At 47.5% G+C, this 23,750-nt stretch carries 18 protein-coding genes; 15 read left to right on the top strand and 3 right to left on the bottom strand.

The features are described from left to right. Window positions 1-82: 82 nt before the first annotated feature. The 3 genes from GCU39_RS11195 to GCU39_RS11185 all read left to right on the top strand — a co-directional run bounded on the left by GCU39_RS11195 (window position 83) and on the right by GCU39_RS11185 (window position 3,748). Entirely contained in the window at window positions 83-1,192 is a 1,110-nt protein-coding gene (locus GCU39_RS11195; protein ID WP_152393579.1) for a YheC/YheD family endospore coat-associated protein, read from the top strand. Window positions 1,193-1,273: 81 nt separating this feature from the next. Next, window positions 1,274-2,881: a sensor domain-containing diguanylate cyclase gene (locus GCU39_RS11190; protein ID WP_152393578.1), complete on the top strand. Its 1,608-nt coding sequence runs from the start codon at window positions 1,274-1,276 to the stop codon at window positions 2,879-2,881. A 144-nt stretch (window positions 2,882-3,025) separates the two neighbouring features. Next, entirely contained in the window at window positions 3,026-3,748 is a 723-nt protein-coding gene (locus tag GCU39_RS11185) for an endonuclease/exonuclease/phosphatase family protein (protein ID WP_193726877.1), read from the top strand. Window positions 3,749-3,830: 82 nt separating this feature from the next. On the opposite strand, the gene GCU39_RS11180 is transcribed toward GCU39_RS11185, so the two are convergent. The 3 genes from GCU39_RS11180 to GCU39_RS11170 form a co-directional block, all read right to left on the bottom strand. After that, window positions 3,831-6,140 (bottom strand): glycoside hydrolase, encoded by a 2,310-nt coding sequence (locus GCU39_RS11180; RefSeq protein ID WP_152393576.1) that lies wholly within the window; start codon window positions 6,138-6,140, stop codon window positions 3,831-3,833. 126 nt (window positions 6,141-6,266) lie between these two features. Next, window positions 6,267-7,019 (bottom strand): VanZ family protein, encoded by a 753-nt coding sequence (locus GCU39_RS11175; RefSeq protein ID WP_227793544.1) that lies wholly within the window; start codon window positions 7,017-7,019, stop codon window positions 6,267-6,269. Beyond that, a complete protein-coding gene (locus GCU39_RS11170; protein ID WP_152393575.1) occupies window positions 7,003-7,329 on the bottom strand; it encodes a PadR family transcriptional regulator in 327 nt (108 codons plus the stop codon). The genes GCU39_RS11175 and GCU39_RS11170 overlap by 17 nt, the downstream gene beginning before the upstream one ends. A 401-nt stretch (window positions 7,330-7,730) precedes the next feature. Between GCU39_RS11170 and GCU39_RS11165 the strand changes: the two genes are divergently transcribed. From GCU39_RS11165 to thrS, 12 genes are all read left to right on the top strand, one after another. Further along, window positions 7,731-9,455: a proline--tRNA ligase gene (locus tag GCU39_RS11165; RefSeq protein WP_152393574.1), complete on the top strand. Its 1,725-nt coding sequence runs from the start codon at window positions 7,731-7,733 to the stop codon at window positions 9,453-9,455. Next, on the top strand, window positions 9,455-10,546 hold the full coding sequence (locus GCU39_RS11160) for a winged helix DNA-binding domain-containing protein (protein ID WP_152393573.1): 1,092 nt from the start codon (window positions 9,455-9,457) through the stop codon (window positions 10,544-10,546). Before GCU39_RS11165 ends, GCU39_RS11160 begins: the two co-directional genes overlap by 1 nt. Window positions 10,547-10,644: 98 nt before the next feature. Beyond that, window positions 10,645-12,579 carry an ATP-dependent DNA helicase gene (locus GCU39_RS11155; RefSeq protein WP_152393572.1) on the top strand — a complete coding sequence of 645 codons (1,935 nt, stop codon included), beginning with the start codon at window positions 10,645-10,647 and terminating at the stop codon, window positions 12,577-12,579. Next, window positions 12,576-12,872, top strand: coding sequence for a DUF6509 family protein (locus tag GCU39_RS11150; protein WP_152393571.1), 297 nt, complete (start codon window positions 12,576-12,578; stop codon window positions 12,870-12,872). Before GCU39_RS11155 ends, GCU39_RS11150 begins: the two co-directional genes overlap by 4 nt. Window positions 12,873-12,990: 118 nt before the next feature. Next, the gene (locus tag GCU39_RS11145; protein WP_152393570.1) at window positions 12,991-13,374 is read left to right on the top strand and encodes a YybH family protein; all 384 of its coding nucleotides are present in this window, start codon (window positions 12,991-12,993) and stop codon (window positions 13,372-13,374) included. A gap of 191 nt (window positions 13,375-13,565) precedes the next feature. Beyond that, on the top strand, window positions 13,566-14,933 hold the full coding sequence (locus GCU39_RS11140; RefSeq protein WP_152393569.1) for an MATE family efflux transporter: 1,368 nt from the start codon (window positions 13,566-13,568) through the stop codon (window positions 14,931-14,933). An 80-nt stretch (window positions 14,934-15,013) separates the two neighbouring features. Beyond that, complete coding sequence (locus tag GCU39_RS11135; RefSeq protein WP_152393568.1) at window positions 15,014-15,826, top strand: GNAT family N-acetyltransferase; 813 nt, start codon at window positions 15,014-15,016, stop codon at window positions 15,824-15,826. Next, window positions 15,823-16,659 (top strand): helix-turn-helix domain-containing protein, encoded by an 837-nt coding sequence (locus GCU39_RS11130; RefSeq protein ID WP_193726876.1) that lies wholly within the window; start codon window positions 15,823-15,825, stop codon window positions 16,657-16,659. Before GCU39_RS11135 ends, GCU39_RS11130 begins: the two co-directional genes overlap by 4 nt. A gap of 141 nt (window positions 16,660-16,800) precedes the next feature. Continuing rightward, window positions 16,801-18,318 (top strand): HEAT repeat domain-containing protein, encoded by a 1,518-nt coding sequence (locus GCU39_RS11125; RefSeq protein ID WP_227793543.1) that lies wholly within the window; start codon window positions 16,801-16,803, stop codon window positions 18,316-18,318. Between the two features lie 361 nt (window positions 18,319-18,679). Next, on the top strand, window positions 18,680-19,894 hold the full coding sequence (locus tag GCU39_RS11120) for a GNAT family N-acetyltransferase (RefSeq protein WP_152393566.1): 1,215 nt from the start codon (window positions 18,680-18,682) through the stop codon (window positions 19,892-19,894). Window positions 19,895-19,958: 64 nt separating this feature from the next. After that, window positions 19,959-21,200, top strand: a complete 1,242-nt coding sequence (locus GCU39_RS11115) for an aminopeptidase (RefSeq protein WP_152393565.1) — start codon at window positions 19,959-19,961, stop codon at window positions 21,198-21,200. Window positions 21,201-21,775: 575 nt separating this feature from the next. After that, window positions 21,776-23,689: a threonine--tRNA ligase gene (gene thrS, locus GCU39_RS11110; RefSeq protein WP_152393564.1), complete on the top strand. Its 1,914-nt coding sequence runs from the start codon at window positions 21,776-21,778 to the stop codon at window positions 23,687-23,689. Window positions 23,690-23,750 lie beyond the last annotated feature (61 nt).

The following is a 23,750-nucleotide window of genomic DNA, read 5'->3' as shown; positions in this document are numbered from 1 at the left end:
GCCGTAGGCTTCCACCGTGTTATTCCGAATAGGCCATGCATACCCTGTGAGTGGCATATGATTAATAGATGGTGGTGAGTAGATGGGTGCAATCGTTGGTGTTCTCCTCGATCCGAAGACGTATGCAGGAATACGAAGTGGGAAAACAGGAAGTGAACGCATTGCTTTTTATCAGAAAGCGGGTCAAGAACTTGGCATTACTCCCTTCTTTATGTCACTACGGCCCATACGGAGTAATGCAGTTGTCGGACTGATTTATAGACATCCTAAATTCCATCTTGTTCGTCGTCCGATTCCGAGTGTGACACATAATCGCGCCATGGCTCTGTCGAAGTCGAGTAAACAGATGATGGCGAGGTTGGCCACACGCAGCACGATATTTAACCGTGTGAATCGGTTTGATAAATTCTATATCTATCAGTTGATGTACAAAGATAAACGAATGCGGCGCTACTTGCCATGGTCTGTGAAATTCTCTCGTGAACAACTGCGAAAAGCGATGATCAATCATCGTGCGCTTTATATTAAACCAACAAGCAGCAGTATAGGAGAAGGGATCATCAAGATTCAGAAGAATACAAACGGACTGTGGAACTTGACTTGGAAGAAGAAAGATACCTATCTGTTAAGTGAGGACAGAGCAATCGCTTGGATCAAGAAAAAGGTTGGAAAACAAAGATATATGATTCAAGAAGCGATCCAATTAGCCAAACACGATGGGAATGTCTACGATTTGCGCGTCTCCGTTCAGCGCGGGGGAACGGGGAAGTGGCAGGTTACCGGAATCGTTGGAAAGGTGGCGGCGAAAGGAAGTCATGTGACCAATGTCGCCAAAGGTGGGAAAGTGAAGCGGATGCAGGTCTTGTTCCGAGGAAGCGGTTTTCACCCGGACCAGATGAAGCGTACCGTTGAGAAGTCTTCGCTTCAAATGGTTAAATATCTTAGCACGAAGCTGCCTCTTTTAGCGGATGTTGGTCTCGATATTGGCATCGATGAGACAGGACAAGTGAAATTAATTGAGATGAATTGCAGGGATCAACGTTACTCTTTCCGGAAAGCCAATATGAAGAAGACTTTCTATAAAACGTATGAAACGCCGCTGCGGTATGCCAAATTTCTGTTATTGAAGAAAAAGAGCTCCAAATCGAAATTACCAAATCTTGAACAATCGAAAAAGAAAGTGCTACAATAGGCTTTTAGGAAGTAGATACTAGATTCTACCATCGATTCGACAATATTTGTAATCGACGATTAACCATTCATAAGGAGCGATATGGAACCGATCAGGCAGCCGCGTAAAGGCTTAAAATTATCAGCAATCATCTCTATTGTTGTACTCATTTCCGTCTTCGTCACGATCATTATCAATACGATTGTCGGGTATCGAGCAGAACGAATCTCGTTATACAACAACACGATAGAATTCAACAAAATCAATGCGACGGATTTAAGTAAGACGACGCAATCGTTGGTGGTATCGATGAAGAAGAGCATGAAAGTGACGGCAGAATACTTCAAGGATGTGCCGCTAACGGATGCGAATGTCCTGTCACAGCTGGACTTCTTCATGAATACGAATCATTATTTCAATTCCATTGTCGTCGTCAATGCAGGGGGGACGATCGTCTCGACTTCACCAAGCCATCTGTCCTTAATCGGTCAGAAACTGAGCTCACAGGCTGCACAGCAGGCGCTCGAACGTCGGACCCCACTCATTTCAGAGCCCTATATGGGGATTACGAAGCGGTTGATTGTACTCGTCAGTCACCCGATCTTCAACTCCAAAGGGGAGTACAAAGGATTCGTTGCGGGTTCTATCTATTTGCAGCACCCGAATATTTTTCAGAACATTCTAGGCACTCAGAATAAAAATAAGAATGGATCGTATTATTATGTCGTCGATGCGTCGGGACGATTGATCTATCATCCAGATTCATCACGTATTGCAGAGAAGGTAGATCAGAATCCCGTTGTGCAGAATCTAATTCAAGGGAACAGCGGTCAACAAACCGTGACTAACATCAAGGGAGTTACGTATCTAGCTGGATTTGCGAAAGTGGATGAAGTCGGTTGGGGTATCGTATCACAGACGCCAGAGAGCTATATTCAAGCACGCAGTAACAAGCTTATTCAGAATATGCTCGTGTTCTCTATGCCGTACTTGATTGTTCTATTGTTGTTGTCGATCTGGCTTGCCCGCCGATTATCCAAGCCCTTATACCAGCTCGCGAATGCGGCGTCGCGACTCTCGCAAGGGGATGAGAGTCTAACTTCGATTCCGCTTCAACCGAGCTGGAATTACGAGACGAATGAGCTTGCGAAGACCATTGCCATTGCATTCAATCGGATGAAGCAGAAGACGGATGAGCTCTCGCAAGAAGCGAAGACGGATCCATTAACAGGCTTAACGAACCGTCGAACGATGATGGACCTAACGTCGCTCTGGGAAGAGCAAGGAATATCTTATGCATTAGCAATGTTGGATCTGGATCGGTTCAAGTCTGTGAACGATACATACGGTCATCAACGTGGCGATGAAGTGTTGAAATTCCTCGCGATGGTGATGATGGAAGAGAAACGGGACCAGGACTTCTGCTGTCGGTATGGCGGGGAAGAGTTTACGATTCTTATGCCGGATACGACCGAACAAGAAGCCTTTATCGTTGCGGAGCGGATACGAGCTAGGATGGAGAAGTCCATTAGTCCGATTGGTCGGACAGTCACGTTATCGATAGGCATTTCTTCGAATGCAGAGGGTTCGGAAGAACGTATGGATCTCTTACTGAAGAAGGCGGATGAGGCGTTATATGCGGCCAAACATGCAGGACGGAATCGCGTGATTATGTATCGGAATATGGAGACTGAAGTGCTCTTGAGGTAAACGTTGTTCAGCGCAAAGAGAATATAGGCATTCCCTCAAGAAGATTTTTCCTGAGGCGCATGCCTTTTTCGATGGAAGTGTGATATCTTGAAGAAAAGCAGATGAACCGTCTAAGTGGAGAGGATGGGTTGTAAGCGTATGGAGATGAACAGGAAGGAGCAATCATCTGTAAGGCTGCGTGTATTGACCTACAATATTCATCATGGAGAAGGGATGGATGGGGTTGTCGATCTTGAGCGGATCGCGAAGGTGATGAAATCACTGCAGCCGGACATTATTGCACTGCAAGAGGTAGATAAATGTGTTCCGCGCAGCGATGATGTGGATCAGACAGCGGAGCTTGCCCGACTGATGGGGATGACGGGGGTATTCGGACATGCGATCGACTTGATGGATGGCGAGTACGGCGTGGCCATCTTAACGCGATTCACGATTATCTCAGCACAGAAGACGAACCTGCCGAACATGGAACATGGTGAACAGCGCATCGTGTTAACGGCAAAGCTGGATGTTGGGAGCCATGTGCCTCCAGTCACGTTCTCCGCAGCACATTTGGAATGGAACCCCAAAGAGATCCAAGCGGCACAGGCTGAAGTGATCTTGAAGCTGCATGGGCAGGACTCGCCTTATATTCTTGCAGGAGATTTGAATGCTGTACCCAGCTCAGATACGATGAAACGCTTGACTGAAGCGTGGACCGATGCCACGGCGAACATCACCGATTGGACGAATCCCGAAGACGGGAAAATCGACTACATTATGGTTGGCACGAAAAATCAATGGCATGTGGAAGAGGCATTTCTGCTTAGAGAAGATGTCGCATCAGATCATCGGCCAGTTCTTGCGGTGTTAACCTGGAGAGGGTAACGAATTGTTGTTAGGTAAATTATTGCGAAGAAGGACATCCGTTCCGAATGTGAACGCGATGTCCTTCTGTGCTATGAACAACTTATTCCTCAGGCGCTTGGAACAACGTACACTGCCCATTCTGGAGAATGAGCGCCGCGCGTGGAGGGATCGTATCGGTCGACACGTTGACTTTGCGATTCGAGAAGTTCGCAATAACTTGCAATTTATCGCCGTACGAGGCCTGTTGAACGAGCTTATCTTCGGATAAGATTTTGAAGTCCGTCATCGGCTGCTGAACCGCTGCTGCGTGGAACGGAGACCAGACCTTCAAGTAGTTCGTAATCTGCTGCTTATTCATTTGCCAAGCATGCTCATTCAGATGATAGAGTGGAGGAACGTTATAGAGAAGTTCTTTTAGCATTCGCGTGCCGACTTCATCTTTGATCTTGAAGGAGCCCCATTCCCAGTGCGCCGTCGTAATAACAGAATCGTTGTACACGAGCTTGAAGAGCGGAAGGGAATACGTAGGATTAATGTAGATATGATCATAGAGTTCCTTGATTGGTACCGATTTGTTGTACCGCTCTGGAATTTGTCCGAGCGGACCCCAATAACCCCCGATATAATAAGGACTTTGTTTGTTCGTTCGCATGTCAGCGTCTCCCCATTTGATGACGGGCGCTTCCAAGCCATGCGCAAAAGCAATGGTCTGGCTTGCATAATCATTTCCCGTCTCTGAGCCGATAACCATATGCTGCTCATCACGAATATACGTCATCCGGTCAAGCTTAGCTTGCATATCTTGGGCTTCCGTCGTCTCATGGCCCGGTGTGTAATCATCATTGAAATCACCTGCGGCGTCAACGTCGATGAACCAAGAGTTGAATGCAAGCCCTGTGTCCATAATTTCTTGTAGACGCTGCTTGACGCTAGGCAAGGATAGGGTTGGATTGAGTAGTCGTCCTTTCTTGAGGAATCCCGTCTTCTTCTCGCCATTCGCTTTTGTAATCGTGGCATCTTCGTAGAGACTGGCATCGGGGAAGAACGCGGTCTCCCAATCCCCCGTCCTCTCTTGGTGGATGGAATGATAGGAATCGTAGGGACCGATCAAATAGCCTGAGTCCACTGCTGCCTTTACGAAATCCGGATGCATGTAAGCAGCCGTCCAATCCGGCAGACCAAGCCAAGCCTTGGTTATCCCGGTTTGTTGAAATTCTTGAACCAATTGAGTTGTATTCTCTGCATTCCAGCGATCGACGTCGATTGCCGCATCACCGAGCTTCGATTTCAGTAATCGTTTGTTCAATTCGAATAATTGTACAGGGTTGAGCTTGTCGATCCCTTTATCGATGATTGCATGGGTTGGCGGATCCAAAGATTTGAACAGATTAGGCTGGTAGAAATCTTTCATTTTGAGCAGGGCATTAAACCCGCCAATGATGCTCTTTTTCTGGTATTTATCGAAATAGTCCTGCTTCATAACCACACGGAACTGGGCTGCTTGCTCTTTGCCTTCGTCACTTACACTTGGAAGTACTGAGGTTATCCAATCGAGAAAAGGTGGATCGAGCTTCGATTTAAGTTTGGGCCATTGGATATCGTCTTCGGAGAGAAAAGATTTATTCCAAATGTACATATGCGGCGCGCCATAGAGCTTCTCAATATTCGGATTGTTCGCTGCTTTTTGCTTCAGTGTGGTGAATTTGCCTTGTTCGAGCAGTTCATTTTTGTAAATGCCTGTGATTGCGACGGGATCATTATCCGTGACATAAATCCGGAAGTTATACGACTTATCTGGATTGATTGATGGGAAATCATGCGTTAATGTGATCCCGATTCGCGGGTCGACCTTGAAATCAACCGTATTGTTATAAGGGTTATCTAGCACGTACATGATAGCATATTGGCTTTTGTTCACCGCCATGAAGCGCATGGAGAAGAATTCATTGAAGGATAAACTTTCATCCGCAAGAAACGCCTTCCAATTCGGATCATCACTGGGAATCCATTTGCCCTCGCCCCATGGAATCATGTAGCTGTCCCCTTGTAACGTCGGCCAAGTAATGGACTTCGCCGTGGTCGATGTGATCTGAACCTCTAGGGCTTGATGGGTTTGATGGATGCGAACTTGGAGGCCGTCATCAGGGTAGGTCCAAGAGATCGTGTTGCCATCTCGCTTGACATTATCGACTTGTCGTTTAGGCCCTGCTTCGGAAGCCGTCTCTGTCTTTCCGTCTTTCGTTATGGTGACATGGAAAGTCTCGGGATCGACATCATAAGTGAATAGGGCGGCTCGGTCTACGAGGATGGGGTCAGCCACGTCTGCTGTAGACGCAGGATTCGAGCAACCCGTCATTCCGATGCAGAGGCTAAGTAATAAAATGAATAGCATGTAGATAGTCTTTTTCATAAGAGAACTCCTTCTAGAATATATCACTATATAGATCGTAATACGATGTACTTAGGCAAATGAAAACCCTTGTTGAAGTGAGGGATCTTTTATTCCTTCTTGGCAAGGGTGCAGCACGTATTGTGCTTATTCCATTTGAAATTTGGTTTGTTTGTATCGATTCACGATGGCATGAATGGCTTTGTAGCAGCTAAATCCAATCATTCCGCCGATTAAGTTCAAGATCAAGTCATCGACATCAAAGCTCCCTAACGTGAAGGCATACTGCAGCACTTCGATCAGTACACATCCGGTGAAAGAAGCGAGAAAGATACGATGAATCGAACGAAAGTATGGGAAGAGTAGCGGTAATAATAGACCAAGCGGGATGAACGCCCCAATATTGCCGAATAGATTCAAGAAGATTGTCATAAAGGAATAGCGATGATGATTCACAATATAATCACGCAAGGTGTGGAATGGAATCGTATTCTCGTATAAGTGCATGCTCTGCGAATAGCCAAATGACAGCATTTTGCGCTTCCATTCGATTGTAAATGCACGACGTGCCCAGCGGTCACTGGATAATAGCATGACATAGCTCAGAACGGAAGTGTAGAGGATGAAGAACGCTAGAATCCATTTACGCGTATATTTGTCCACGAGCGGGAGCGCGTGACATAGCTGACTCCGGATGAACTTCGGTTGGCCGAAGCGCTCAATCGCCATAGCTGATGCCGTGTGCTTGTCGCAGCCTTCTTCCATCAGATCCCTATGTAGTTCGCCCAGATGATCCTTGAGTTCGTCCTGCATATCTCGTTGCTCACGCTTGGAACAAGGCAGTCCTTGAACGATCTGTGATGTATATTGTTCAAAATCCATGCTACTCGTTCCCTTCATGCGTTAGTGTCACGAGGCGTGTCAGCATCTGCCAATCCTTCATCTTCGCTTGTAGGATTTTGGTTCCCTCGTTCGTAATTCGGTAATATTTGCGACGACCGCCTTCAATCGATTCACCCCAATAGGATTCGACGGCTTTTTGTGACTCTAAACGTTTGAGTGCTGGATAGAGTGTGCCTTCCCCGATTTCATAGACATCATTGCTGAGCAATCGAATTTTTTTGGATAGTTCGTAGCCATATTGATCTTTCTGTGCAATGAGATTCAACAAGATGAGATCGATACTGCCTTTTAACAGTTCTTTGTTCACGGTTTTCACTCCTTTCTAGTCTGTGGTTACCAGAATAACACATGGTATATCGTAATACAAGGTATTTATTGTTTCCATATTTTGCTTGACAATGCCCTAGAGATCATGTAGATTTGTCGTTAATATTTAACAGCGTTGACCGGGAATCATGGTATTCACACCTTCGTCGCGTCAGAGAGGGGACCCTTGGCTGCAAGGTCTCTAGCCACGAAAGAATGCCCCTGTCTTGGGAGCTGAGTTGGTGATGTTGCGAGTCTGATGTGACCAATGCCGGGTTCGACCGTTATATCGATGAAGCATCATTCTTAGTATTGCGATGATGGAATCAGGGTGGTACCACGACACATTCGTCCCTAACGAATGTGTCTTTTTGTTGTATGACGATAAAGGAGGAATACAGTATGCGTCAAAGTCAATTGTTCTTACCTACCATGCGGGAGGTCCCTTCCGATGCGGAAGCGATTAGTCATCAGCTTATGCTGCGTGCAGGGATGATCCGTCCGTTAGCGGCAGGAATCTATAGTTATATGCCGCTAGGAAGAAGAGTGCTGCGGAAAATCGAGAACATCATTCGGGAAGAGATGGATGCGGCAGGAGCGCAAGAAATGTTGATGCCTTCCATGCAGCCGACTGAGCTCTGGCAGGAATCCGGACGATATTCGATCTACGGTCCTGAACTTATGCGACTTCATGATCGACATGGGCGCGAATTTGCGCTGGGTCCGACGGCTGAAGAGGTCGTCACTTCGATCGTGCGCAACGAGATCAATACGTATCGTAAGCTGCCGCTCATCTTATATCAGATTCAGACGAAATACCGAGACGAACGAAGACCGCGATTCGGGCTCCTGCGCGGCAGAGAATTTCTGATGAAAGACGCGTATTCCTTTGATGTGGACATGGAAGGCCTTGATCAATCTTATCGGATGATGTCGTCAGCCTATCATCGCATCTTTGATCGGTTAGGCATCCAAGTGAGAGCGGTGGAAGCGGATGCGGGTGCGATCGGCGGGGAAGGCGGCACACAGGAGTTCATGGCGCTGGCGGATATCGGGGAAGATACGATTGCATCATGCGATCACTGTGATTATGCTGCGAATTTGAAGAGAGCGGTAGCTCGGGAAGGCCAGATGGCACCGGTCAATCAGCACGATCCAGCGAGCCGAGAGCCTGAACGATTCTACACGCCTGGCATCCACACCATCGATCAATTAGTACAGCAATTGCAGCTGGATGCGAAGAAATTGATCAAAACATTAATTTACCGGGCTGGCGATTCAGCAATTGCAGTCTTGGTGCGTGGCGACCATGAAGTGAATGATATCAAGCTAATGCATGCGCTTGGCCTTGAACAAATGGAGCTAGCCGATTCGGCGACCGTTGAACGGATTACAGGAGCGCCAGTCGGCTTTGCTGGGCCGCTCGGTTTATCGGTACCAATCTATGTGGATCTAGCAGTTGCAGGGATGCGTGATGCGGTAGTCGGAGGCAATGAACAGGATTATCATATTCGACATGTGCAGCCAGGACGAGATTTTGCGCTTCATCACGTATTGGATTTACGAAACGTGGTCGCAGGGGATGGCTGTTCGCGCTGTGATGGTGGACATTTACGGTTCAGCCGCGGTATTGAGGTCGGTCAGATTTTTAAGTTAGGTACGCGGTACAGTGAGAAGATGAGAGCAACCTTCTTAGATGCCAACGGAAGAGAGCAGAAGATGATGATGGGTTGTTACGGAATTGGTGTCTCCAGAATTTTGTCCTCCGTTATTGAGCAACGGCATGATGATCAGGGCATTCTATGGCCGGATTCCATCGCGCCATACCGTATTCATATCGTTCCGATCTCCACGCAGGACTCCGTTCAAATGAGCTTAGCAGAATCGATCTATCAACGATTGAGCGCAGCTGGTATGGAAGTGCTGATCGACGATCGTGATGAACGCCCAGGTACGAAGTTCAAGGATTCGGACTTGATTGGCATTCCCTATCGCATCGTGATCGGGAAGCATGCAGCGGAAGGAAAGGTTGAACTGAAGCATCGGGGCCGCAAGGAATCGGAAATCCTCGGGGTCGAGGAATTATTCGCGCGGATTGTTGGACCCTCTAAGGGAGAGGAACGCTGATGCAAGTGCTGCATCGACGAGCATTGAACCGAGCGCTGCTTGCGCGCCAATTATTATTAGAGCGTTCGACGATGTCTGCCTACGAGGCGATTGAGCATCTAGCAGGGATGCAGTCACAAGTCCCGAGCCCGCCATACTTTGGGTTATGGTCAAGGCTTCGAGATTTTCATCCTGAAGATTTATCATCATTAATTTCATCTCGACGTGTTGTTCGGATGGGTCTTATGCGATCTACGATTCATCTGGTGACAGATCAAGATAGCCTCGCTTTTAGACCCGTGCTCCAGCCTATGATGGATCGTGGACTGCAGGGTTCCTTCGGACGTCAGCTAATGGGTGCTGATCTGGATGAGATCGCGGAGGTTGGTCGTCATCTGGTCGAAGAGCAACCGCGAACCTTGGCTGAATTAGGTAAGGTGCTCCAGACGTACTACTGGCCTGATCATGATGCGGCAGCCCTCGCGAATGCTGTTCGGAACAAGGTACCGCTGGTTCAAGTCCCGCCGCGCGGCCTGTGGGGGAAGAGCGGGAGCGCGAAGCATACGTCCGTCGAGTCGTGGCTACACCAACCTCTCGCTGCATCAACGGAGCCTGACGCCATGATCCTGCGATATCTTGCTGCGTTCGGTCCGGCTTCGGTGAAGGATATGCAGATATGGAGCGGTCTCACAAAGCTTCGTGAGGCGGTCAGTAGACTGGAACAACTGATTACATTCGAGGATGAGCATGGAAACGTCCTCTACGATTTACCAGGGGCTCCACGTCCGGCGCCGGATATTCAAGTGCCAGTGCGATTCCTTGGAGAATTCGATAATATGCTGCTCTCTTACGCAGACCGCAGCCGAATTATGTCGGATGAATATCGCACCCGTGTATTTACCGATAATGGAATCATTCGATCGACCCTATTGATCGATGGATTCGTGCAGGGGGTGTGGAGACTCGAGTGCAAGAAGAAACATGCCATATTAGCGATAGAACCTTTTATTCCTATAACAGCGGATATAAAGACTGCACTGATGGATGAGGGGGCAAAGTTGTTATCCTTTGCGGCACGAGACGCTGCTTTCCGGGAAATACAAGGCATTTGAAGCACACAAATCACCATTTTTAGTGTATAGTAGTAGGATGTGTTTTTTTGAAGCTCATGCTTAAGTATTTTTGTTATAGGTTTGGAGGCACAATTCGATTGACTACGTACCCATTTGCATTTAACCCCGCAGAACCTTTCATGAAACAAGCTGGTGATTGGATCGCGGATGTCTTCTATGAGATTCTGCCGGAAGCTGGATTTGAAATTCGAGATGAGCAGATCTATATGGCGTTCCAGCTGGAACGCGCCTACAATGAGAAGCAGACGATTTTCGCTGAAGCGGGGGTTGGGACTGGCAAGACGCTCGTCTACCTGCTCTATGCCATCAGTTATGCAAGATATACACGCAAGCCTGCGATTATTGCTTGTGCGGATGAATCGCTCATTGAGCAATTGGTCAAGCCGGAAGGGGATATCGCGAAGTTAGCTCGGTACCTCGACCTTACGATTGACGCGCGACTGAGTAAATCCCAGACACAGTATCTCTGTCTTAATAAACTGGATGAAGCAAGATCTGGATTCGAGGATGCGGAACATTATCAAGCGATCTATCAAGAACTGCCGGACTTCGTTCATTTTACTGACACGATGCAGGCATTCCATCCCTACGGCAACCGCAAGGAATATCCGCATCTATCGGATGAGCAGTGGGGACGAATCGGCTGGGATGTGTTCCAAGATTGCCTTGTCTGTCAGCAGCGCCATCGGTGCGGTCAGACGTTATCGAGGGATCATTACCGGAAATCAACAGACCTTATTATCTGCTCGCATGATTTCTATATGGAGCATGTCTGGACCTATGAAGCAAGGAAACGCGAGGGGCAATTACCGCTTCTCCCGGAACATAGCTCCGTCGTATTCGATGAGGGACATCTATTGGAGACGGCAGCACAGAACGCGCTCACCTACAAATTGAAGCACAACCTCTTTGAGAGTCTTGTCGTTAGGCTTCTTGAAGGGGAAGTGCGAGAATCTTTAGCCGTAGCGGTCGAAGAAGCGATTATGCAGAGTGAGTTATTATTCGACATGATGGAGCGGAATAGCCGTCACATATCGGCTTCGGATCGAAGAGAATTGATGCTAACTGATGCGTTGATGCAGGAAGTGAAGCGATTCCGCAATCGTATCGACGTGATCGAGGAAGAGTTGGTATTCGAGAGCGGCATGTTCTCCCTTGACGACTATCAATTGAAAATTGTCGAGGAACATCTGGAGATGATCCAAATTGCATTAGCCCTATTCGATCAGCCTAAGCAGCTCATTACGTGGGTTACGAAGGAAGAAGACGGCATTACGCTCATTATGATGCCGAAGACGGTGAAGGAAATATTGAGCGAGCGGGTATTTGCGAAGAAAATGCCTGTCATCTTCTCTTCAGCGACGCTTTCGGTTGAGGGTTCCTTTGAATATATGGCGAACAGTCTCGGTATTCAAAATTTCTTATCATTCTCCGTGCCTTCTCCGTATGATTATGAAGATCAGATGCGAAGTCAATTGATCTTAGATGATTCAACAGCGGATAAGATGGATCAGATTCGCCAGCTGCTAGAGCAATCTGAAGGCAGAGCGCTAATCTTATTCCCGTCGCAGGAGGAACTGCAAACATTCCAACGTAAGCAGTCGCAGATACCTGGTCTTGCGAGCTATCGGTTCTTATATGAAGGCTCAGCTGAGATTAGCCACGTGATTGCGGACTTCCAGCGTGATGAACAGAGTGTCCTCTGTGCAGTGACGCTCTGGGAAGGTCTCGACATTCCAGGCCCTTCCTTATCGCATGTGATTATCTGGGCATTGCCATTCCCGCCAAATGATCCGGTATTTGCAGCCAAAAGAAAGGATGCAGGGGATCCGCTGGAAGAAGTGGACATGCCGTATATGCTGCTGCGTCTTCGACAAGGGATTGGCCGATTAATTCGTTCACGGGATGATCGGGGGATCGTCACCATCTTCAGTAAGGAGATGGATCAAGCATCGATCCGAGCGAGAATCGAAGGACTATTACCACAACCATTAGAAGGGATACACGTATAATGAATATTACCGCATTTGAAGTCGAATTGATTAAAGACCCGTTCGGTATTCTATCCGGCACACGATATGAGTTTAAATTAGACATTGAGGTGCCGGAAGATGATGAGTTGTGGTCTGAGAATGGGCTTTACGTACGCGTTATCTATGTTGTCGAAGAGAGCCGGACAGGCATTGTGAAATATGAGTTATATGAGAAAACGACAGGAAAGTATTTGGATATCGACCTCGAAGAGGACGAAGTCTCTGCAGTCGCTGATTTCTGTCAAGCGCACTATGCGGAAGCAACTGCTTAATTGGATGAATTGCAAATAGATAAAGCCTGAGCCAAGCTATTGCTGCGCGCCTCAGGCTTTATCCATGATGAATGATAAGGATGTAAAGAAACCAAAAGCGGGAAGGAAGTGCCATGGTATGGGCTATCAGGCAGCATTGCAGCAATATATTGCCGCGACCAATACACATGATTTTAATCAAGTGGCGCAAGTCATCGATGCTGAAGCGGTATATTGGTTCTCGGATCGATCCTGTACTACACCGGTTGAGATTCAGGCTTACTTCGAGCAAGCATGGCAGATCATTGAGGATGAGGTCTATTCCGCGTCAGATATATCCTGGATCGCGGAGGATGCGAATACAGCGGTATGCCTATATACGTATCATTGGGAAGGTAAATATAAAGGCGAGTTTGCTTCCGGTCAGGGGCGAGCAGCAAATGTATTCCGCAGGCACCAGGATGGAACATGGCGTATCGTGCACGAGCATCTGAGCAGCGTCAGAACCCTAACGTCGGAGTAGTAAGCAAAAGCGCATGAAGCTGCACAAGGCAGCTGCTGCGCTTTTGTTGTAGTTGATACGAATAACCGGCGAACCTATTTCATCTGAGAATCTAATTTACTCACGATTTTTTTACAATGAACTAGTATCTTTTTAGTTACATAACAATTACACTTGGTAAGGAGAAAGAGAGAAAGGTTGAACAACACAACATGAAACAGACGTTTACTATGAATCAGAAGTTGAAGCAGGTCGTCATTATCCTGCTTCCGATCCTCGTGACGCAGGTGGCTCTGCAATGTATGAGCTTCTTCGATACGGTCATGTCAGGGAATTTCAATAAAGAGAATTTGGCTGGGGTGGCCGTTGCTGTAAGTTACTGGGTGCCGGTGTACACCGGGTTAACGGGGATATTCCTCGCAGTAACACCGATCGTTGCTCAGAATATAGGAGCGGGCAATCGTTCTAGAATCGCTTCAAGTGTTACGCAAGCGGCTTATTTATCGGTCCTGATCGGCATTGCCGTCCTCATCTTAGGTGTACTTGCGATTGATCCGTTAATTAACATGATGAACTTGGAACCTGAAGTGGATCGTGTGGCCAAATCATTCTTAAAGGCAATCGGGATTGGGGTCGTCCCACTCTTCGTATATACAGTCATTCGCGCAATGATCGACGGGCTCGGGATGACGCGAGTAACGATGTTTATCACGCTGCTGTCATTCCCGGTTAACGTATTGCTGAATTATTTGTTCATCTTCGGTAATTTTGGATTTCCTCGACTAGGTGGCGTTGGTTCCGGGGTGGCAACTGCAATCACGTACATTGTCATTTTGATTGTGGCGGTCTTCTTTGTGAAACGGAATGCAGCAATGCGAGAATTAGCGCTGTTCAGTCGTTGGGAACGCATTCGATTCGGAGAGTGGAAAGAAATCCTTCGGATTGGAGTGCCGATTGGGCTATCGATTTTCCTAGAGGTCGGCGTGTTCTCCATGGTTACGCTGCTCATGAGTGGCTATGATACTGTGACAATCGCTTCCCATCAATCCGCGCTTAATTTCGCTTCACTTCTATATATGCTCCCGCTTAGCATCGCCATGTCCTTGACGATTCTCGTCGGATTTGAGGTTGGTGCGAAACGCTATCAGGATGCGAAGCAGTATGCGAGAATTGGGATGACCTCTGCAGTATCCCTTGCCATCATCTGTGCGGTATTCCTCGTTCTTTTCCGCGTCAAAATTGCAGGTCTATATTCACATGATCCGGTTGTCATTGCGATGACAGAGTCTTTCCTGGTCTATGCGTTGTTCTTCCAGTTATCGGATGCGATCGCAGCACCGATTCAAGGTGCGCTGCGTGGGTACAAAGATGTGAATAGCGTCTTCGTGATCGCTCTTGTATCATATTGGGTGATCGGCCTGCCAGTCGGGACGGCGCTTGCGAAGCTGACTTCACTCGAAGCCTATGGTTACTGGGTGGGGTTGATCACGGGGCTTGCTGTAGGAGCCATAGCACTATTCTCGCGTCTTCGTATTATTGAGCGTAGAGTACGAGTCAAGAATATATCAATTGAAGATTAAGTAGATATAGGCAGTAGTCATTTATGGCTGCTGCTTTCTTAGCAAACGATCATGTGCCAAGAAGAGAGGGATAGGCGTAGATGAGCCGCTATTTGCCAACCAAATCATTGATAGAAGATATTGAACAATCTGAGATCGATTACATGGTGGATCGGATGCGATCCATTCAATTGCGTGATGGCAATCCAGAGGGTGTCGAGATCTTACATATGGGTCATGCGACTTGTTTCTATAGTAAGTCGATGCCGTGGCCGATGTTCAATACGGTGAAGGGACTAAGCAATGAAGATCTTGAACATCTCGAATCGATGTTAGCCTTCTATCGCGAGCGAGGGAGGAAACCTCGGCTTGAGCTTATTCCTTCCCAAGTCGATGCGAGCTTCATGGCGAAGTTATCGCAGGAAGGGTTCTATCAATCGGGCTTTCATACTTCACTCTATATGGAACCAAGGGTGGATCCATCTGATGAACAAAGCTCGATCGTCATTCGTGAGCTGCATGGCGATGAGTTCGATGTGTATGCAACGATTCATTGTCTAGCAACGGGATTAGAGATGGAAGGCGTGCCTTATGTGGCTATGAACAACCGAATCTTACATGATCGCGCGGGATGGAAATTCTACCTTGCAACCGTAGAGGATGTGCCTGCAGCCGTTGGTGTCATGTATGTGCAGAATGATATCGCTTCATTGACGTTCGGAGCTACGTTGCCTGAATATCGCAATCGGGGCCTTCAATACAGGCTGATCATACACCGGATTCAAGAAGCATACCGCAAGCAGTGCCGGCTCGTTGTTAGTCAATGCGCATTTCTATCGAGCAGTCATCGAAATATGGAACGCGCAGGCATGCGGATCGGATATGTTCGGGCAACTTGGGAGCGAGAATCGTGAAATCAACCAAACAGCTATCAAGGCTCCGCAATGTGATTGCCAATGTACAGGTACATCTGTCCGTCGCTGCCCACACAAAGGTAGACCGCAGCTGGAGATCGATCAATTATGTCCCTGACTTTAACCGTTTCTATTATATTCTCGAAGGGGAAGGTCAATTAACCATCGACGGTACGACATATCGTCCGAAGCCAGGCCAATTATTTGTCATGCCTGCTGGGGTTAGGCAATCGTATAGCGTCGTGAACGAGAATACGTTCAGTAAATACTGGTGCCATTTTACCGCTCAGATTGGCGATCTGGATTTGTTCAAGCTGCTGAAGCTTCCGCATTATATTGATGTCTCGGATCACGCGCATCTGACAGACCTGTTCCAGCGGCTGATTCATTATCAGGAGAGCAAGGATTTCACTGCGATCATTATGCAGCGCTCCGTCTTGCTGGAGATTGTAAGCGTGTTCCTCGAAGGTTCGCTGCAAGGGCAATACGAGCATCAACTGCATTATGACGCGAACCACCGAATGCACAAGATTCAAACTGTGCTGAAGTATATCGATCAACATTTGGATCAGAACATTACCGTGCAAGAGATGGCCGATGTGGTGCACTTCCATCCGAACTATTTTATCCGTTACTTCAACGAGATGATGGGGGTTACGCCTATCCAGTATGTCCATCAGATGAAGATGGAGAAAGCCAAGTATATGCTTACAGCAACGGACGATTCGGTCTCAGAAATCTCGCGTGCGCTTGGCATGGAGCTATGCTTCTTCTCCCGAGTCTTCAAGAAACATACAGGGCTGCCGCCCTCTGGTTATCGTAAAATGTTCTAATTTCATTTGACGAAATTTAGGTTAGTATTGTTCAAATACGTGTGAGCATTAGCCATGTTATCATGCGTTGTTCATGATTAGAATAAGGGTAGATTTCAGAAACATTCCATTCCTTACCAGGAGAATTGAGGAGGTCTACCCATGAGCATGAACGAACCGCGTTTATTGACTGATGAACAAATGAGACAGTTTATTACAGAAGGATTCTTGCTGCTGCAGACAGATTTTTCGTCTGAGTTCCATCAGCAATTACTCGAGCAATTAAATTACGTGTACACTCAAGAAGGAAACCCTGGCAATAACCTCTTGCCGCGTGTACGCGAGCTGCAGAAAGTGATCGATCATCCGATCATTACCGGTGCGTTGACGAGTGTACTGGGTCCAGATTATATGCTTCATGCACATCATCATGGTCATTTCAATAATTCTCCGCAGCCTGGCGGATGGCACAAAGACAGTTATTTCGGCTATAGCCGGATTCGCAATCATCACCCGTGGTGGGCTATGATCATGTACTTCCCGCAAGACACGCCTGTAGAGCTAGGACCAACAGGTATCATGCCTGGAACACAGAATTACGCTACGAGAGTATTTGAACAAGATGAGTGTGAGTCAGAAGCGAAGGCGAGCGGAGGCGCAGGTACCTTTGCCCTGATTGCTTACGATATCTGGCACCGTTCTACGGCGAATATCCTCGGCAAAGAGCGTTACATGCTGAAATTCGAATTTATGCGTACACAAGTTCCGACTGTACCAAGTTGGGATCATCAGCAGCCAGAATGGGTTACACCTGCTTCATTCTCCGCACCGATTCATCCGCATGCATGTATCTGGCAGGAAACTTGGAACTGGCTGCGCGGTGAGGTTGGAAGCAGTGCTTCGGCAGCCTCGATTCAGGCCGGAGACGCATCCAGCTTGATCTCACAATTGAATGGAGGTTCGAACGAGGAACGGGTTGCAGCAGCCGATCAGCTCGGACTCTTACGAACTACCAACATGGCATCTGAAGCGGTGACTGCGCTGGCGAAGGCATTAAGTGATTCGTATGAACCCGTAGCACTCAATGCAGCCTATGCGTTGGCACGATATGGCGACCAAGGCATTCAGGCGCTTCTTGAAGGATTACGACATGAAGATCGCATTGTATCGTTATCGTCCGCATATGGTCTTTCCGTGGCAGGTGCAGGTGCGATTGAAGGATTGATGGAGGCGCTGGATAACGATCGGGAAGAGACCGTAACACGTGCGGTATTTGCACTGGGTGAATTGCGTACGCTTGCATCCGATGCGGTGCCTTTATTAATCGGATTGCTACAACATGCCGCACCGGATGTGCGTATCAGTGTTGTTGAAGCGCTCGGGAATATCGGTCAACCGCAACAACTTATCGTTGATGCGCTCTCACGTTGTCTCCAAGATGCCGATACGCAAGTCCGATTCATGACAGGACTATCCCTTGCCAAATTAGGCAAATCGGCCGAAGGGGCAGTACCTTCGCTCATTGCAGCGTTGGACGATGAGAACCGATATGTAAGAGCCCATGCCGCAGAGGCACTATATTATATCGGAACAGAGAAGGCGGAGCGCGCATTGATACATTTCCTCAAAATTGCACGTTGGTGTCCTTCCACTACACCAGCAAGCACATTCTATCCATAAACAACAATATTGCCGGAGCGATCCATTCGCCCGGCTTTTTCTTGCGTCTTGGAGGCAGTCCTAAGCATAAAAGCGATCCCCGGTGACACACTAGGAGTGCGTGTTCAAAAATTCGGCATTTCAGCACCGAGAAGGTTGCGAGAACCTGAAGAGCGTATGCTTCCGTAGCGAGTTTTTCTTCGAAAAACTTGTAGAGGAACGGAGTTTAGGCGAAACCTAAATGAGTACCGGAGTTCGATGGTGATCGCAAGATTCGATGTTGATAATGCTTCTTGAATGACTTCGTGATCAAATGAAGACTTTTTGAACAACCTCTAGGTAGGAAATAAATGTATCCATGCTATGGTTAAAGGGGCTAGCCATGAAGAAATCCGACCTACAAGATCAATTGGTGATGCGTCAAGTGGATGTATCCGAGATGGAGCAATTCTATGATTTGCTGAATTATGTCTTTCAAATAACGAATCATGATATCGAGGAAATCGGGAGCGAATTCTTGAAAGAACAGAAGAGACCGCTGCTTAGCTTATGTGATGTGATTGGATGGTTCGATCATGATAAGCTTGTCTCCCAATTGATGGTTTACCCGTTCCATGTGAATATTCATGGGGTGATCTATGCCATGGGGGGCATTACCGGGGTAGGAACGTATCCCGAGTACGCAGGTCATGGGTTAATCCATGCGCTCATGCGAGAGGCGCTGCGACGTATGAAGGAGAGAGGACAGTGCGTGTCCTATCTTTATCCATACTCTATTCCGTTCTATCGGAAGCAAGGCTGGGAGATTATCTCGGATCTCGTCAAATATAAAATACGCGACACGCAGCTCCCGAAGCTCTTTGATGTACCCGGTCGAACCGCAAGAGTAGACTGGGAACATCCGGATAAAGAACGGGTCTATGAGTTGTTCTCTGCAAGAACCCATGCTGCCATGATCCGCGGGCATCTGGCCTGGGACGAGCGATTCCGCTGGGAGCGGCATGAACTGTCCGTTGCGATCTATTACAATGAGGAGAAGCTGCCCTCAGGATATCTCTGTTATAAAGTGGAAGAAGAGATGTTCCATGTGCGGGAGATGGTTTATCTTGATAACGAAGCTCACCAAGGCTTGTGGAATTTTATTCACGCGCATTTCTCAATGGTATATCATGTCAAGGGCACGATCTATACGAATGAGCAGCTTGCATTTTACCTGCATGATGGAGAGATCGAGCAGCGGATCAGCCCGAATTATATGGCCCGCATCGTTGATGTCGAGCAGTTCCTGATGAAGTATGCTTTTCATAAATCGGCTGATTGTGAGCTTGTTCTCCGTATACTAGATCCGATGGCTGACTGGAATCAAGGGACCTTCCGCATTCGTATCGAAGCTGGTCAGGTGAGTTCGATCGAACGTAATGAAGATCTGATCGTGGATGTGGAGATGGATATCCAGACATTTACAACAATGATGTTCAGTTATCGCAGCGCCGCCTATCTTCATAGTATTGATCGAATACAAGCCTCACTGCAATGGATCGACCAATTGGAGCAGATCATCCCTGATGCGCAGCCTTGGTTCGCAGATTATTTTTAATGACAGAATTCTTAATGCATTGATATAATGCGAGTTGAGAAAGATGTCGAGGGGGAATCAACCATTGGATAATTATGAACAGCAGTTAAACAAATACGCAGATCTGCTGATCAAAGTAGGCGTGAAGTTGCAGCCAGGTCAAGTATTGTACTTGGAATCTCCTATTGAAGTCCCGGAATTTACGCGTATTGTCGTTCGAAAAGCTTATGAGGCAGGCGCGAAATTCGTACAGGTTGTCTGGGTGGATGAGACGATATCCAGAATTCGATTCGAGTCAGCACCAGACGATTCGTTTACATACTACCCACAGTGGACTGCGTCGACGATGGAGCAGCTATGCGAATCAGGAGGCGCACTGCTAAGCCTGTTGGCAGACGATCCAGATCTAATGAATGGGATTGACGCCGGCAAAATCTCGGCTGCTGCGAAGGCTGCATCGGTCGCAAGACAGAAGTTCCGCAGCTATATTCGGTCGAATAAAATAAGCTGGTGCCTCGCCAATGTTCCGACACGCGCTTGGGCTAATAAAGTGTTCGCCGAGCTTGCAGATGCTGAGCGGGTTCAAGCCTTATGGGATGTTCTCTTCAAGATCAATCGAATTGATCATGAAGATCCGGTTGCATCCTGGAAGGAGCATATTCAATCCCTGCAGCACTTGTCGGGGATATTGAATGAGAAACGCTATAAGAAATTGCATTACAAAGGGCCAGGAACAGATCTAACGGTAGCGCTCGCTCAAGAACATGTATGGATTGGCGGCGGTGGATGGAATCAGGACGGGGTTTATTTTGTTGCCAATATGCCGACGGAGGAAGTATTTACCATGCCCCACCGCTCCGGTACGAACGGTTATGTAACCAGTACGATGCCACTCAATTATAACGGTGGACTCATTGATGGGTTCACGCTTACCTTCCGAGATGGACAAGTGGTTGATTTTACAGCCAACGTTGGTTATGAATCTTTGAAAGAATTGCTTGAGACGGATGAAGGTGCGAAATATTTAGGTGAAGTTGCACTGGTACCGCAAGATTCTCCGATCTCGAATTTGAACCGTATTTTCTACGATACAGGATTGGACGAGAATGCTTCGTGTCATCTGGCGATTGGCAGTGCATATCCTTTCAATGTTCAGAATGGGACAAAGCTATCCAAAGAAGAACTCGAAGCACGGGGTGCAAATACGAGTATGACCCATGTTGATTTTATGATCGGTTCCGCACAACTTGATATCGATGGCGAGCGGCAAGACGGAACAGTGGAACCGTTATTCCGGCAAGGCAACTGGGTTATTGTAACATCTTAATGCAAGACTAGAAGACCATGAGAGTTTCAAAGAGCTCTGCGTGGTCTTCTTGTGTTGTGTGAAGAGGGCCCCTCTCCGAGTAGTTTTTTGTGCTGCGCGTTATTGAATGACGACAAGATTGGGCAAGTCGTTGGTTCTACATGCATACCGAACAATCGCTGATAAAAATACTTTCATATAACAAGTTATTGACTTTTACTTACGATGTTAGGTATGATGAATGCAAGTTAATATTTCGGCGATGATCAGAGACATGATCTTCAATACGAACTGTCAGAGAGGGAAGTGTGTGGTGTGAGCTTCCTCAGTTACCGGTTGTAGGTTACCCCTTTGTAGCTGTGACGTTGAACCTGCATGTTCTAGAATGCGGCGGTAAGCGGCACCGTTTTATCCACGATATTGGATACCAATAAGGATTTTCCTTCTGCTTCGAACGGACGAAGCGTCTATCAGAGCTGGAAGGAGATTGAATTAGGGTGGAACCACGAGCTGAACGCACTCGTCCCTTGTCGGGAGAGATGCGTTTTTTTGCGTTCAATAATAGATTGCGATTACGAAGAAATGGAGGAATTCACATGGAAATTCAAGTCACTTTGCCAAATGGAACAGTTAGGAGGTATGCACAAGGCACGACCATTGAACAAGTTGCAGAATCTATTAGCCAGAGCCTTAAGAAACAAGCCATTGCAGGGTTGATCCATGGGAAGCCCCATGATCTAAGTCATTCGCTGACAGCGGATTGTCATCTTGAAATCGTGACGTTAGATAGCAAGGCTGGGCTAGAGATTTATCGTCACAGTACAGCCCATGTCATGGCGCAAGCGATCAAACGAATTTATGGTCAAGACGCGGTTCATCTCGGGATTGGACCGGTGATCGAAGATGGATTCTACTATGACATTGATATTGAACACCCCTTGTCTACGCATGATCTTGAAGCGATTGCCAAAGAAATGGGTAACATTGTGCAAGAGAATCTTCCGATTATCAGACGCGAGGTGGGGCGTGAAGAGGCCATTCGGATGTATGAAGCGCTGCATGAGCCATTGAAGCTCGAACTCATTGCTGGTCTTCCAGATGATGCCGTGATCACGATTTATGATCAAGGGGAGTTCTCCGATTTATGCCGCGGGCCGCATTTGCCATCGACAGGACGGATCAAAGCGTTTAAGTTGATGCATGTTGCCGGCGCTTACTGGCGCGGCGATTCGAACAATAAAATGCTGCAGCGGATTTACGGGACAGCATTTCCGAAGAAAGCAGATCTGGATGAGTATCTTCAGATGCTAGAAGAGGCGAAAAATCGAGATCACCGCAAGCTCGGCAGAGAGCTGGAGCTCTTTATGTTCTCAGAAGAGGCGCCAGGAATGCCGTTCTACTTACCTAAAGGGATGACGATTCGCAATGAACTTGAGCAATTCGCCCGCGAGCTGCAAGTGCCGCGAGGATACAGCGAGGTACGGACGCCGCTGATGATGAATCAACGTCTATGGGAGCAATCCGGACATTGGGATCACTATCAAGAGAATATGTACTTCACAGAGGTAGATGAGACGAAGTATGCTTTGAAGCCGATGAATTGTCCGGGGCATATGCTCGTGTTCAAGAATAAGCTGCGTTCTTATCGTGATTTGCCGCTGCGGATATCCGAATTTGGTCAAGTTCACCGCCACGAATTTTCGGGCGCCTTAAATGGAATGATGCGCGTACGCTCCTTCTGTCAAGACGATGCGCATATGTTCGTTCGTCCCGATCAGATCGAGGAAGAGATCGGTCGGATTATTTCGTTGATCGATCTGATTTATGAAGTATTCGGGTTCTCGTATACGATCGAGTTATCTACTAGACCCGAGGATTCTATGGGATCCGAAGAATTATGGGATGTTGCAGAGAAATCGCTTCAGCGCGTACTTGATGATCGTGGGATAGTCTATCGGATCAATGAAGGAGACGGAGCTTTCTATGGACCGAAGATCGACTTCCATATTCTTGATGCGCTGAAGCGCAGCTGGCAATGCGGAACGATCCAGCTTGATTTCCAGATGCCAGAGAAATTCGATCTCTCTTACATTGGGGAAGACAATCAGAAGCATCGCCCGGTCGTTATTCATCGCGCTGTCTACGGTTCTATTGATCGCTTTATCGGCATTATTACGGAGCACTTTGCCGGCGCTTTTCCATTATGGCTCTCGCCTGTGCAGGTAAAGCTGCTGCCTGTATCCACGCATGAGCTGGATTACGCGTTCCAAGTGAAGGAAGCGCTGGAGGCGGCACAGATACGCGTTGAAGTGGATGTGCGAGAAGAGAAGCTCGGGTACAAAATTCGGGAGGCGCAGCTGGAGAAGACGCCTTATATGTTCGTCCTGGGCGCCCAAGAGAGACTTGCCAATTCCCTATCCGTTCGAAAAAGAGATGAGGGAGATTTAGGCGTCAAGCAACTCGATGAAATGATCAACAAGCTGAAAGAAGAGATACAGGCGCGACGTTAGATCATCGGATCGCTTTATCACAAACCTTAATTTTGCAGGTTTGCGATGAAGCGATCTTTTT

This window comes from Paenibacillus guangzhouensis (assembly GCF_009363075.1).
In the GTDB taxonomy this organism is placed as follows: Bacteria; Bacillota; Bacilli; order Paenibacillales; family Paenibacillaceae; genus Paenibacillus_K; species Paenibacillus_K guangzhouensis.
Note: the sequence above shows the minus strand (reverse complement) of the source record. Positions and strands in the feature narration are given on the sequence as shown.